Source organism: Streptomyces sp. Ag109_G2-15 (assembly GCF_900215565.1).
Lineage (GTDB): Bacteria > Actinomycetota > Actinomycetes > Streptomycetales > Streptomycetaceae > Streptomyces > Streptomyces diastatochromogenes.
Map to the genome: position 1 here is coordinate 2,127,328 of NZ_OCNI01000001.1, position 11,856 is coordinate 2,139,183.

The 11,856-nt window shown below is 69.1% G+C and carries 14 protein-coding genes and 1 tRNA gene; 3 read left to right on the forward strand and 12 right to left on the reverse strand.

Going from position 1 to position 11,856, the window contains the following annotated elements:
- Window positions 1–290: 290 nt before the first annotated feature.
- The 8 genes from rplL to CRP49_RS09210 form a co-directional block, all read right to left on the reverse strand.
- Window positions 291–674: a 50S ribosomal protein L7/L12 gene (gene rplL / locus CRP49_RS09175; RefSeq protein ID WP_097252936.1), complete on the reverse strand. Its 384-nt coding sequence runs from the start codon at window positions 672–674 to the stop codon at window positions 291–293.
- Between the two features lie 116 nt (window positions 675–790).
- On the reverse strand, window positions 791–1,321 hold the full coding sequence (gene rplJ / locus CRP49_RS09180) for a 50S ribosomal protein L10 (protein WP_097252937.1): 531 nt from the start codon (window positions 1,319–1,321) through the stop codon (window positions 791–793).
- 314 nt (window positions 1,322–1,635) lie between these two features.
- Window positions 1,636–2,553 (reverse strand): hypothetical protein, encoded by a 918-nt coding sequence (locus CRP49_RS09185; RefSeq protein ID WP_097252938.1) that lies wholly within the window; start codon window positions 2,551–2,553, stop codon window positions 1,636–1,638.
- A gap of 164 nt (window positions 2,554–2,717) precedes the next feature.
- Entirely contained in the window at window positions 2,718–3,443 is a 726-nt protein-coding gene (gene rplA, locus CRP49_RS09190; RefSeq protein WP_097252939.1) for a 50S ribosomal protein L1, read from the reverse strand.
- 81 nt (window positions 3,444–3,524) lie between these two features.
- Window positions 3,525–3,959, reverse strand: a complete 435-nt coding sequence (rplK, locus tag CRP49_RS09195) for a 50S ribosomal protein L11 (RefSeq protein ID WP_031167035.1) — start codon at window positions 3,957–3,959, stop codon at window positions 3,525–3,527.
- Window positions 3,960–4,158: 199 nt separating this feature from the next.
- On the reverse strand, window positions 4,159–5,001 hold the full coding sequence (nusG, locus tag CRP49_RS09200) for a transcription termination/antitermination protein NusG (RefSeq protein WP_097252940.1): 843 nt from the start codon (window positions 4,999–5,001) through the stop codon (window positions 4,159–4,161).
- An 80-nt stretch (window positions 5,002–5,081) separates the two neighbouring features.
- Window positions 5,082–5,369 (reverse strand): preprotein translocase subunit SecE, encoded by a 288-nt coding sequence (gene secE / locus CRP49_RS09205; protein ID WP_097252941.1) that lies wholly within the window; start codon window positions 5,367–5,369, stop codon window positions 5,082–5,084.
- Between the two features lie 105 nt (window positions 5,370–5,474).
- A tRNA-Trp gene (locus CRP49_RS09210) sits at window positions 5,475–5,547 on the reverse strand.
- Window positions 5,548–5,808: 261 nt separating this feature from the next.
- On the opposite strand from CRP49_RS09210, the gene CRP49_RS09215 reads away from it, so the two are divergent.
- Both CRP49_RS09215 and CRP49_RS09220 read left to right on the forward strand, forming a co-directional pair.
- Entirely contained in the window at window positions 5,809–7,035 is a 1,227-nt protein-coding gene (locus tag CRP49_RS09215) for a pyridoxal phosphate-dependent aminotransferase (RefSeq protein ID WP_094215529.1), read from the forward strand.
- Window positions 7,036–7,165: 130 nt separating this feature from the next.
- Window positions 7,166–8,206: an adenosine deaminase gene (locus tag CRP49_RS09220; protein WP_097252942.1), complete on the forward strand. Its 1,041-nt coding sequence runs from the start codon at window positions 7,166–7,168 to the stop codon at window positions 8,204–8,206.
- On the opposite strand, the gene CRP49_RS09225 is transcribed toward CRP49_RS09220, so the two are convergent.
- Window positions 8,151–8,729, reverse strand: coding sequence for a hypothetical protein (locus CRP49_RS09225; RefSeq protein ID WP_143669974.1), 579 nt, complete (start codon window positions 8,727–8,729; stop codon window positions 8,151–8,153). The two genes, CRP49_RS09220 and CRP49_RS09225, sit on opposite strands and share 56 nt — an antisense overlap.
- 66 nt (window positions 8,730–8,795) lie before the next feature.
- Entirely contained in the window at window positions 8,796–9,431 is a 636-nt protein-coding gene (locus tag CRP49_RS09230; RefSeq protein WP_097252944.1) for a TetR/AcrR family transcriptional regulator, read from the reverse strand.
- A gap of 103 nt (window positions 9,432–9,534) precedes the next feature.
- Between CRP49_RS09230 and CRP49_RS09235 the strand changes: the two genes are divergently transcribed.
- Entirely contained in the window at window positions 9,535–10,167 is a 633-nt protein-coding gene (locus CRP49_RS09235) for an NAD(P)-dependent oxidoreductase (RefSeq protein ID WP_097252945.1), read from the forward strand.
- Between the two features lie 46 nt (window positions 10,168–10,213).
- Here CRP49_RS09235 and CRP49_RS09240 read toward each other — a convergent pair whose 3' ends face one another.
- Complete coding sequence (locus tag CRP49_RS09240; protein WP_097252946.1) at window positions 10,214–11,269, reverse strand: UDP-N-acetylmuramate dehydrogenase; 1,056 nt, start codon at window positions 11,267–11,269, stop codon at window positions 10,214–10,216.
- A 152-nt stretch (window positions 11,270–11,421) separates the two neighbouring features.
- Window positions 11,422–11,850, reverse strand: coding sequence for a MaoC family dehydratase (locus tag CRP49_RS09245; protein WP_094215535.1), 429 nt, complete (start codon window positions 11,848–11,850; stop codon window positions 11,422–11,424).
- Window positions 11,851–11,856 lie beyond the last annotated feature (6 nt).

Genomic DNA, 11,856 nt, shown 5'->3' on the forward strand with positions numbered 1-11,856 from the left:
CTTCGTCGTCGATCCATGCCTCGGATTCGGATCCTTGTGACGACGCGTCCTGAGAATTGCGCGCTGCGTGCGGTTCGTCAAGGCCCCCCAGCCCAAACGGGACCGTCCGGAGACACGACGAAGATCACCATACCCCTCGCCGTCACGAGTGCAAGGCAACCGCGGTCGCACCTCCGGATACGCCGAAGAGCGACCACCCGGATGGATGATCGCTCTTCGGTGCGTTCGCGTTACAGCCCTAGGAGGCCGTACTCAGCGCGCGGAGAGAGTCGCGGAGACTCCGAGAGGTCTTACTTGACCTCGACGGAGGCGCCGGCGGCCTTGAGGGACTCGGCAGCCTTGTCCGCGGCCTCCTTGTTGACCTTCTCGAGGACCGGCTTCGGGGTGCCGTCGACCAGGTCCTTGGCCTCCTTGAGGCCCAGGGAGGTGAGCTCGCGCACGACCTTGATGACCTGGATCTTCTTCTCGCCGGCGCCGGTGAGGATGACGTCGAACTCGTCCTTCTCCTCAGCAGCCTCGACCGGGGCGCCGGGGACGGCGGGGCCGGCAACGGCGACCGCGGCGGCGGCGGTGACGTCGAACTTCTCCTCGAAGGCCTTCACGAACTCGGAGAGCTCGATGAGGGTCATCTCCTCGAACTGCGCGAGCAGGTCTTCCTGGCTGAGCTTCGCCATGATGGGCGATCCTTCCACTAATTCGGCTGGTGCCGGGTGTACTGGGTAAGGCGGGCGTACGTCGGCCCGCTGCGACCCGTGCCGCCTAGGCGGCCAAGGTCAGAAAGCGAGCCGAATTACTCGGCACCGCCCTGCTCGTCCCGCTTGGCGCGAAGAGCGTCCACGGTGCGGACGAGCTTCGAGGGAAGCGCCTGGAAGAGCTGAGCAGTCTGGGACTGCTTGCCCTTGAAGGCACCCGCCAGCTTGGAGAGCAGAACCTCGCGGGACTCGAGGTCCGCAAGCTTCTTGATCTCGTCGGCGGACAGCGCCTTGCCGTCAAGGACACCGCCCTTGATGACGAGATTCGGGTTGTCCTTGGCGAAGTCACGGAGACCCTTCGCCGACTCCACCGGGTCACCGGTGACGAAGGCGACGGCCGTCGGACCAGCGAAGAGCTGGTCGTCCAGCGTGATCCCGGCCTCGTTGGCCGCAATCTTGGTCAGCGTGTTCTTCACCACGGCGTACTGGGCGTTCTCACCGAGCGACCGGCGCAGCGTCTTGAGCTGCGCCACGGTGAGACCGCGGTACTCGGTCAGCACAGCGGCGTTGGAGCTGCGGAACTTGTCCGTCAGCTCGGCAACCGCGGCAGCCTTGTCGGGCCTCGCCATAGAGCCTCGGCCTCCTTCCGGGTGATTCTGACCGCGCGGACCCGAAGGAGGACTGGGGAAAACGAAACGCCCCGGCGCAGGCGCTCGGGGCGGACTCGACCGGCCGCACACGAGTGAACGCGTGCCCCGGGAGTACTTCCACAGTCACCTGCGCGGGTCGTCCACTTTGCAGCGGATCCTTCGGCCACCGCACCCTCGTTCGAGCGCGCGGCAACGACCAGCGGTCTTTGGCTTCTGTAGGAGAGTACGGGACCGGGGCGCTGTCGAGCAAATCGGGCTCTACAGGGCCGCCCCGGTCCCTCTGCGTACTGGACTCAGGAGGCGCTGGTGGTGCTGCTGCCCGAGACGGTCCCGGGCCCGCCGGCCTTCATCAGCTCCGTGAAGTCCTTGGTGTCGGAGGCCGGGGGCGCCTCGGCGGCGACCTTCACGCCGTAGTCGCTGTAGTAGGCCGTGCTGGTCATGGTGCCGGTCGCCATGTTCGCCTTCTCGACCTTCTTGACCAGCAGGTCCTGGCCGTCGACCCAGATGTCGATGGTCTCCGTGGTGACGCCCGCCTGGCTGAGCTGCTTCTTCAGGCCGGCCAGCTGGTCGGCGGTGAGGTTGCTGTTCTTGTCGGCGAGGTCGGCGACGTTGACCGTGCCCGAGTAGTGCGTGGCGTCGACGCCGGAGACCTTCTCCTGGCCGACCTTCTTCACGTCACCGGAGGCCAGCAGCAGCTTCACCGACTGGTTCGGCGTGGTGTTCTGCATCTGGTCCTTGAGGTACGCGCCGGAGCTGCCGCCGAGCTTGGCGAGGTCGTCGTACGCGTACTTGATCCAGTGCTTGCCGCCGAACTGCGCGGCGAACTTCTCGCTCATCTTCGCGTAGTAGGCGTCCGGCAGATAGCGGGCCTCCATCGACGTGGTGCCGGCCTTGCGCATCGCGTCGGCCATCTTGCCGCCGGTGTACGTGATGGTGAGGTTGCCCTTGAGGCCGTCGCCCCAGGTGAGGGCGCCGTTGGCGGTCATCGACATGGTGTCGCCGAGGGTCGTGCTGGAGCGCACCTTGGCCGACTCGGCCTTGTCCGTGGACTTCTCGGCGGAGCGCAGGGCGGCGAGGGGGCTGACATGCGTCACGCTCTTGCCGACCGACTTGTCGCCCTTCCCGGATTCGGAGCCGCAGGCGGCCACACCGGCCAGCGCGGTCACCACCGCGACGGAAAGGGTCACCCAGCGTACGGTCGTGCTCTTCATGTAGTCCCACCCCTATGCGAGTCCTGTGCCTGCAACGTAACCCAGGCCACTGACAGTCGTACGAAAAGTCGCACAAAGAAAGGACGGGCCCCGAACCTCGTAGGTTCCAGGGCCCGCCCTCTGCTTACGCGTACCTGACGCGGCTACCTAGGTGAGCGCGGGGCTCAGACGGCGGCCGGGTCCTCCTCGACGAGGAGGTTGCGGGTGCGGTTCGGGTCGACCGGGATGCCGGGGCCCATCGTGGTGGTGATGGCGGCCTTCTTGATGTAACGACCCTTGGCGGCGGACGGCTTCAGACGGAGGATCTCCTCCAGCGCGGCGCCGTAGTTCTCCACCAGCTTGGCGTCGTCGAAGGACGCCTTGCCGATGATGAAGTGCAGGTTCGAGTGCTTGTCGACGCGGAACTCGATCTTGCCGCCCTTGATGTCGTTGACGGCCTTGACCACGTCGGGGGTGACGGTGCCGGTCTTCGGGTTCGGCATCAGACCACGCGGACCGAGCACGCGGCCGAGGCGGCCGACCTTGCCCATGAGGTCCGGGGTGGCGACGACGGCGTCGAAGTCCAGACGACCCTTCGACACCTCGTCGATCAGCTCGTCGGCGCCGACGATGTCGGCGCCCGCGGCACGCGCGGCCTCGGCACGGTCACCGGTCGCGAAGACCAGGACCCGGGCGGTCTTACCGGTGCCGTGCGGAAGGTTCACGGTGCCACGGACCATCTGGTCGGCCTTGCGCGGGTCGACACCCAGACGGAAGGCGACCTCGACGGTGCCGTCGAACTTGGTCGTGGAGGTCTCCTTGGCGAGACGGACGGCCTCGAGCGGGGCGTACAGCTTCTCCCGGTCGATCTTGGCGTCCGCAGCGCGGAGAGCCTTGCTGCGCTTGCTCACAACTGCTCCTGTGTGTTCTGAGAGGAGTCGTGGTGTACGGGCCGAGCAGGCCCTACCACGGTGGTTCTACGAAGGTGGGGGTCAGCCCTCGACCGTGATGCCCATGGAACGGGCGGTGCCGGCGATGATCTTCGACGCGGCGTCCAGGTCGTTGGCGTTGAGGTCGGGCATCTTGGTCTGGGCGATCTCGCGGACCTGCGCCTCGGTGATCTTGGCGACCTTGGTCTTGTGCGGCTCGCCGGAGCCCTTCTCGACACCCGCGGCCTTGAGGATCATCTTCGCGGCCGGCGGCGTCTTGGTGACGAAGGTGAAGGAACGGTCCTCGTAGACCGTGATCTCCACCGGGATGACCCAGCCACGCTGCGACTCGGTCGCGGCGTTGTAGGCCTTGCAGAACTCCATGATGTTGACGCCGTGCTGGCCGAGCGCGGGGCCGACCGGCGGGGCCGGGTTCGCCGCACCGGCGTTGATCTGGAGCTTGATGAGCCCCGTGACCTTCTTCTTCTTGGGAGGCATAGCTCTCCGGGTCCTTTCAATTCGGGTCCATGCCCGCGCGCGGGGACCACCCGGACGTAGGCATACCGCACAACGATAACGGGTATGGATGCGCGGCCAAAAACCGAGCAGGTCAGACCGGCTGTGGCAGCCCGCCTGACCTGCGCGGAAGCGGTTCGTCCAGAAGGAGCTGGTTCTTGGGAACCCGCTTCCTGATGAACTAGTTCTTCTGGATCTGGTCGAAGGAGAGCTCGACCGGCGTCTCGCGGCCGAAGATCTCCACCAGGCCCTTGACCTTCTTCGAGTCGGGGTTGATCTCGTTGATGGTCGCCTGGAGCGTGGCGAACGGACCGTCGGTGACGGTGACCGAGTCGCCGACCTCGAAGTCCAGCACCTGGACCTCGACCTTGCGCTGCGGGGCGGGCTTGCCCTCGGCCTCGGCGGCCTCACGGGCGGCCTTCTCCTCCGCCTCCGGGGCGAGCATCTTGACGATCTCGTCCAGGGTCAGCGGGTAGGGGTCGTAGGCGTTGCCCACGAAGCCGGTGACGCCGGGGGTGTTGCGGACGACGCCCCAGGACTCGTTGGTCAGGTCCATGCGGACCAGGACGTAACCCGGCAGCTTGTTCTGCTTGATCGTCTTGCGGTCGCCGTTCTTGATCTGGACGACCTCTTCCTGCGGCACCTCGGCCTGGAAGATGTAGTCCTCGACGTTCAGCGAGACGGCACGCTGCTCCAGGTTCGTCTTCACGCGGTTCTCGTAGCCGGCGTACGTGTGGATGACGTACCACTCGCCGGGCAGGGACCGCAGCTCCTCGCGCAGAGCCTCGACGGGGTCGACCGGGGCGGCGGCCTCCGCCTCGACCTCTTCCTCGATCTCTTCTTCGGTCTCGGCCGCTTCCTCGGCCTCGTCCTCGACGTGCAGCGCGGCCTCCTCGGCCGGCTCGCCGGCCTCGGCCTCGGCAGCCTCGAACTCGTCCTGCTCGTCCGCGCCCTCGACGATGTCGAGCTCGTCGTCCACCGTCTCGTCCGGCTCGATGGCGTCGTTCAGGTTCGGGTCAGACACGATGGCTGCTTCTTCCTGGATACATAGGGGTGGAACATGCGAAAACGGGCGCCGGTACCACGGCGCCCTTCGCTCTTGGCTCAGCCGAAGACGTACTTGGCCGCGTGGTTGAGCCCATAGTCAATCACGGTCACCAGGGCGATCATGATTGCGACGAAGAAGATCACCACGGTGGTGTACGACGTCAGCTGGTTGCGCGTCGGCCAGACGACCTTGCGGAGCTCCGCGACGACCTGGCGGTAGAAGATGGCGAGGCGCTTCAGCGGGCCCTTCTTGGCGCGCTTGCCGCCCTTGCGGGCCTTCTTCTTGGTCTCCAGCGCTTCGTCCTGAGCATCAGGCGTGTCGATGGAGCCCACGGCGTCCGTCATTCGTCCTCACCTGATTCCGGGTCGTGGCCGTGCCGCGCCCGGTCTGAGCCGCACGGCGGTGCATCGCTGTACGTACATGTGCACACATCCTGGCGGTGTGTGTAGCAGGGCCGGAGGGACTTGAACCCCCAACCGCCGGTTTTGGAGACCGGTGCTCTACCAATTGAGCTACGACCCTTTGCGTGTCCCCCAACGTACCGCATCCGGCCGTGTGCTCGGTGTGCACCGGTTGTGGAGCGGCTGCTGAAGGCCAACGAGGTGAGAGTGTACGTGGTCCGCGGCCCGGCGTCGAACAGAAAGTGCCTGTCCGGAGTCACGGGACCGAAGATCGTCCTGGCCGGGGGCCGGATTCGGATCCCTGTTCACGTCTCGACCCCTTGCTGTTCAGTCCGTGAAACCCGCGTGCCGGGGGTGTTTCCGGTCTGAAACGATGGGCCCCATGAGCGCTGCAATCCCTCCCACCGAGCGCCGGGTCTCCGCCCGAGTCGGCGCGATCTCCGAGTCCGCCACCCTCGCCGTGGACGCCAAGGCCAAGGCCCTGAAGGCCGCCGGGCGTCCGGTGATCGGCTTCGGCGCCGGTGAGCCCGACTTCCCGACCCCGGACTACATCGTCGAAGCCGCGATCGAGGCCTGCAAGAACCCGAAGTACCACCGCTACACCCCGGCCGGCGGCCTGCCCGAGCTGAAGGCCGCGATCGCCGCGAAGACGCTGCGCGACTCGGGCTACGAGGTCGACCCGGCCCAGATCCTGGTCACCAACGGCGGCAAGCAGGCCATCTACGAGGCCTTCGCCGCGATCCTCGACCCGGGCGACGAGGTCATCGTCCCGGCGCCGTACTGGACGACGTACCCGGAGTCGATCCGCCTGGCCGGCGGTGTCCCGGTGGAGGTCGTCGCCGACGAGACCACCGGTTACCGGGTGAGCGTGGAGCAGCTGGAGGCGGCCCGCACGGAGAAGACGAAGGTGGTGCTCTTCGTCTCCCCGTCGAACCCGACCGGCGCGGTCTACAGCCAGGAGGAGGCCGAGGCGATCGGCCGCTGGGCCGTCGAGCACGGCCTGTGGGTCCTCACCGACGAGATCTACGAGCACCTCGTCTACGGCGACGCGAAGTTCACCTCGCTGCCGGCGCTCCTGCCCGAGCTGCGCGACAAGTGCATCGTGGTCAACGGTGTGGCCAAGACGTACGCCATGACCGGCTGGCGGGTGGGCTGGGTCATCGGCCCGAAGGACGTCGTCAAGGCCGCGACGAACCTGCAGTCGCACGCCACCTCGAACGTCTCCAACGTGGCCCAGGTGGCCGCCCTGGCCGCCGTCTCCGGTGACCTGGAGGCCGTGGCGAAGATGCGCGAGGCCTTCGACCGGCGCCGCAAGACCATCGTGCGGATGCTCAACGAGATCGACGGCGTGCTCTGCCCCGAGCCCGAGGGCGCGTTCTACGCCTACCCGTCGGTCAAGGGCCTGCTCGGCAAGGAGATCCGCGGCAAGCGCCCGCAGGACAGCGTCGAGCTGGCCGCGCTGATCCTGGAGGAGGCCGAGGTCGCGGTCGTCCCGGGCGAGGCCTTCGGCACGCCGGGCTACCTGCGGCTGTCGTACGCGCTCGGTGACGAGGACCTCGTCGAGGGCGTGAGCCGGATGCAGAAGCTGCTGGCGGAGGCGCGGGACTGAGGTCCTCTGCGCCTCACGCGCGCGTGCGGGCCGTTTCCCTTCGGGGAGGCGGCCCGTTCGCATGTGCGAGCAAGACCACGTTCGGGGAAAGAGCTACCGGCGCGACCGGGACGTACGGCAGGATCCTGGGATGGAGCGTGTACGTGATCTCTCTGAGCTGCCGAAAGCCCATCTGCACCTGCACTTCACCGGCTCGATGCGGCCGGGGACCGTCCTGGAGCTGGCCGACAAGTACGGTGTGCGCCTGCCCGAGACGCTGACCGAGGCACTGACCAGCGGCGAGCCGCCGAAGCTGCGCGCCACGGACGAGCGCGGATGGTTCCGCTTCCAGCGGCTGTACGACGCGGCGCGCTCCTGCCTCCGGGAACCGGAGGACATCCAGCGGCTGGTCCGGGAGGCCGCCGAGGAGGACCTGAGGGACGGCTCGGGCTGGCTGGAGATCCAGGTGGACCCGACGTCGTACGCGCCCCGGCTGGGCGGTCTGCTCCCGGCCCTGGAAGTCATCCTGGACGCGGTGGACACGACGGTGCGGGAGACCGGGCTCGGGATGCGGGTCCTGGTGGCCGCGAACCGTATGAAGCACCCCCTGGACGCCCGCACGCTGGCCCGGCTCGCGGTGCGGTACGCCGACCGGGGTGTGGTCGGCTTCGGGCTGTCGAACGACGAGCGGCGGGGCATGGCGCGGGACTTCGACCGCGCGTTCGCCATCGCACGCGAGGGCGGCCTGCTGTCGGCTCCGCACGGCGGCGAGCTGACCGGCCCGGCGTCGGTGCGCGACTGCCTGGACGACCTGCATGCCTCGCGGATCGGGCACGGCGTGCGCGCGGCGGAGGACCCGCGGCTGCTGAAGCGGCTGGCCGACCGGGAGGTGACCTGCGAGGTGTGCCCGGCCTCGAACGTGGCGCTCGGTGTCTACGAGAAACCGGAGGACGTGCCGCTGCGCACGCTCTTCGAGGCGGGCGTCCCGATGGCCCTCGGCGCCGACGACCCGCTGCTCTTCGGCTCCCGGCTGGCCGCCCAGTACGAGATCGCCCGCCAGCACCATGGTTTCACGGACGCGGAGCTGGCGGAGCTGGCCCGGCAGTCGGTGCGGGGCTCCGCGGCGCCGGAGGACGTCAAAGCACGGCTGCTGGCCGGCGTGGACGACTGGCTGGCTCGCCCGGCCGTCTGAAGTGGGCGTAGGGCGGATACGCCTGGAAGCAGATCATCACCTCGGGGCTCCGCCACGGGTCCGCCTCGGACTCCAGGCCGCGGACGCAGCCCATGAGGGCGGAGCCGCCCTTCACGATCCGCTTCTGGCGCGGGCCCCAGCCGGCCGCGGACGCGCATGACATGGCCGTGTCGGCGAAGACGTCACGGCTGCCGATGAGGAAGAACGTCCGCGCGCGTGTGGTGTGACGCAGCTCGTCCCGGAAGCCGGTGTCGTGGCGGCGTCGCTCCCAGGCGGCCGCGTCCCGCGCGGTGCGCGCCTCGTCGGTGCGTACGGTGAGCGGGGGGCCTCCGCCCAGGCTGCGGCGCAGCTCGGGCCACTGGCTGGGCCGCAGCCCGTAGGTGTGGTGGACCAGGACCATGTCGACCAGGTCGCCGCAGCCTCCGTGGTGCGCGGTGACGGTGTCGCGCAGCGGGACGTGGACGACGGTGTGCGGGGCCGCACGAACACCGCGTGGTCCAGCCCTTGGCAGCCCCTGCGCCACTGACCGAACCCGACGGCATGAGCGAACCCGACGGTATGACGCATCGCACATGCGGCTGAAATGGCATCAGGGTCGCGGCCGGCTGCCGTCCTCCGCAACGGGGTTTTCCGCGGCCACGCCGCCCAGCAGGGTCCGGGCGATCCGGGTGGCGAACGCGTCCACGGACGGTGGTTCGCCGCTCTCCGTGGCGTCGTAGGCGAAGGCACGCTGGGCGCAGGCGCCGAGGAGGAGCGATGCGGCCGCGAAGGTGTCGGCCTCGGCGCGGACGCGGCCGGCGGCCTGCTCGGCGCGCAGATAGGCGTCCAGGCTCTCGATCGGCGTGTGCGGCCCGGAGCCGATCTTCCGCAGCGCCTCGTAGTGCCGCTGCTTGAGCTGCGTCTCGGCGTACAGGGAGGCGGCGATCGGGAAGCTCTGCTCGTAGAAGAGGGCCGCCTGGCGGGCGATCTCGGTGAGGTTCTCCTCCAGGGCGCCCTGGCCCGGTTCGGCCACGAGGCCGCTCAGCAGCGGGGTGAGCCGGGGCAGGCGCTCGGCCAGCACGCGGACGAACAGCTCTTCCTTGGTGTCGAAGTACTTGTAGAGCGCCGCCTCGGAGCAGCCGGCCGCCCTGGCGATCTCCTTGGTGGTGGCGCGGGCGAGTCCGACGGTGAGCATCAGCTCGTGAGCGGCGTCGAGGATGCGGACGCGCGCCGGCTTCGTCTCCATGGGACGTCCAATCGGGCTTGACGGATGGGTGAGTGCTTACTCACTCTAGAAGAAACCTGGGTGAGTGAACGCTCACCCACCTCACGGGAGTACGGGAGTCCCCATGAAGCTCACCGTTTTCGGCGCCACCGGCGGGATCGGCCGCGAGATCGTCCGCCAGGCGCTCGGCGCAGGCCACCAGGTGACCGCCGTCGTCCGCGACCCGACCCGGCTGGACATCACGGGGAACGCCCTGGAGGTGTTCCGCGCGGACCTCACCGACCCGCAGGAGCTGGGCGCCGCCGTCGCCGGCCGGGACGCGGTCCTGTCGGGCCTCGGCGCACGCAGCCGCAGGGACGCGGGGGTGGCAGCCCGGCTCACCCGTGCGGTGCTCGGGGCCATGGAGGCCGAGGGGGTACGGCGGCTGCTGGTGGTCAGCGCCGGCCCGGTCGGACCGGAGCCGGAGAACGACGGCTTCCTGGACCGCGGGATGCGGGGGCTGGTCTCGGCGGTCCTGAATGACGTCTACGCCGACCTGCGCGAGATGGAGGCCGAACTGGCGCGCAGCGGCACGGACTGGACGTCGGTACGGCCGCCGCGCCTGCAGGACAAGCCGCTCACCGGCCGCTACCGCACCGTCGTCGGCGGCTTCCCGCCCAAGGGCCGCTTCATCGCGCGCGCGGACGTCGCCCACGCGATGCTGTCGATGATCGACGACATGGGGACGGTGAAGCAGGGGGTGGGGGTGGCGTACTGAGCCTCTCCGGCTGCTTCCGCCTCTTCGGCTTCTTCGGCTTCTCTGCCTAGAGGCTCACGCCGACGGTCACCGGCTCGTTGACCAGCGTGATCCCGAAGGCCTCGCGGACCCCGGTGACGACCTCGCGGGCCAGGGCCAGCAGGTCCTCGGTGGTGGCGCCGCCCCGGTTGGTGAGGGCGAGCGTGTGCTTGGTGGAGATACGGGCGGGTCCGCTGCCGTAGCCCTTGGTGAAGCCCGCCTTGTCGATCAGCCAGGCGGCCGAGGTCTTGGTACGACCCTCCCCGGACGGGTAGGCGGGCGGCTCGACACCCTCGCCCAGCCGCTCCCGCACGCGCGCGTGGAACGCGGCGAACTGCGCCTCGGTGAGGATCGGGTTGGTGAAGAAGGACCCGGCGGACCAGGTGTCGTGGTCCTCGGGGTCGAGGACCATGCCCTTGCCGGCACGCAGTTTCAGCACGGTCTCGCGGGCCGCGGCGAGCGGCACCCTCTCCCCCGGCTCCACACCGAGCGCCCGGGCCGCCTCGGCGTACTTGACCGGCGCCGACAGCCCGTCCGCGTCCTCCAGCTCGAAGCGGACGCGCAGCACCACATAGCGCTCGGGGTCGGCCTTGAAGCGGCTGTGCCGGTACGAGAAGGCGCACTCCTCGTTCGTCAGCGTGACGGTCTGGCCCGCCCGGCGGTCGTACGCGATCACCTCGGTGATCGTCGAGGACACCTCCTGGCCGTAGGCGCCCACGTTCTGGATCGGGGTGGCGCCCGCGGAGCCCGGGATCCCGGCCAGGCACTCGATCCCGGCGAGCCCGGCCTCGACGGTGCGGGCGACGGCGTCGGTCCAGATCTCGCCGGCCGCCAGCTCCAGCGTGGTGCCACGCAGTTCGACACCGGTCGTGGCGATGCGCAGGGCGGTGCCGTCGAAGCCCTTGTCGCCGATGACCAGGTTGGATCCGCCGCCGATGACCAGCAGCGGTGTCCCGGTGTCGTCGGCGTCACGGACGGCGGCGATCACCTCGGCGTCGGTCGTCGCGGTGACCAGTCGGGTGGCGGGGCCGCCCAGCCGGAAGGTGGTCAGCGGGGCGAGGGGGGCGTCGTGGAGTTCCTGCACGCGCCCAAGAGTACGAGACGGCACGGACAGCACTGCGAGGGTCTTCCGAGCGGAGGCACGAGTTCCGAAGCGGAGGCACGAGTAAGGGGCGCCCCGCAGTGGCGGACGCCCCTTACCTCAGCACTTCTCGGCTCAGCATTTCGTGCGGGCCGTCAGGCCAGTCGTACGACCGCCCGGGACATGCCCAGCACCTTCTCGCCCTCGCTCGTCGCGGTCAGGTCCACGCGCACCGTGTTGTCGTCGAGCTTGGCCGCGACCTTGCCGCTGACCTCGATCACCGCGCCCTTGTCGTCGTTCGGCACGACGACCGGCTTGGTGAAGCGGACGCCGTACTCCACGACCGCGCCCGGGTCGCCGGTCCAGTCGGTGACCACGCGGATCGCCTCGGCCATGGTGAACATGCCGTGCGCGATGACGTCCGGCAGGCCCACCTCCTTGGCGAACTTCTCGTTCCAGTGGATCGGGTTGAAGTCCCCGGAGGCACCCGCGTACCGCACCAGTGTGGCGCGGTCCACAGAGAAGGTCTGCGCCGGCAGTTCGGTGCCGACCTCGACGTCGTCGTACGCGATCTTCGCCGTCATCGCTGC

Coding starts and splice junctions, on each gene's coding strand:
- rplL (WP_097252936.1), bottom strand. CDS start 674: ATGGCGAAGCTCAGCCAGGAAGACCTGCTCGCGCAGTTCGAGGAGATG.
- rplJ (WP_097252937.1), bottom strand. CDS start 1,321: ATGGCGAGGCCCGACAAGGCTGCCGCGGTTGCCGAGCTGACGGACAAG.
- CRP49_RS09185 (WP_097252938.1), bottom strand. CDS start 2,553: ATGAAGAGCACGACCGTACGCTGGGTGACCCTTTCCGTCGCGGTGGTG.
- rplK (WP_031167035.1), bottom strand. CDS start 3,959: ATGCCTCCCAAGAAGAAGAAGGTCACGGGGCTCATCAAGCTCCAGATC.
- secE (WP_097252941.1), bottom strand. CDS start 5,369: ATGACGGACGCCGTGGGCTCCATCGACACGCCTGATGCTCAGGACGAA.
- CRP49_RS09215 (WP_094215529.1), top strand. CDS start 5,809: ATGAGCGCTGCAATCCCTCCCACCGAGCGCCGGGTCTCCGCCCGAGTC.
- CRP49_RS09220 (WP_097252942.1), top strand. CDS start 7,166: ATGGAGCGTGTACGTGATCTCTCTGAGCTGCCGAAAGCCCATCTGCAC.
- CRP49_RS09230 (WP_097252944.1), bottom strand. CDS start 9,431: ATGGAGACGAAGCCGGCGCGCGTCCGCATCCTCGACGCCGCTCACGAG.
- CRP49_RS09235 (WP_097252945.1), top strand. CDS start 9,535: ATGAAGCTCACCGTTTTCGGCGCCACCGGCGGGATCGGCCGCGAGATC.
- CRP49_RS09245 (WP_094215535.1), bottom strand. CDS start 11,850: ATGACGGCGAAGATCGCGTACGACGACGTCGAGGTCGGCACCGAACTG.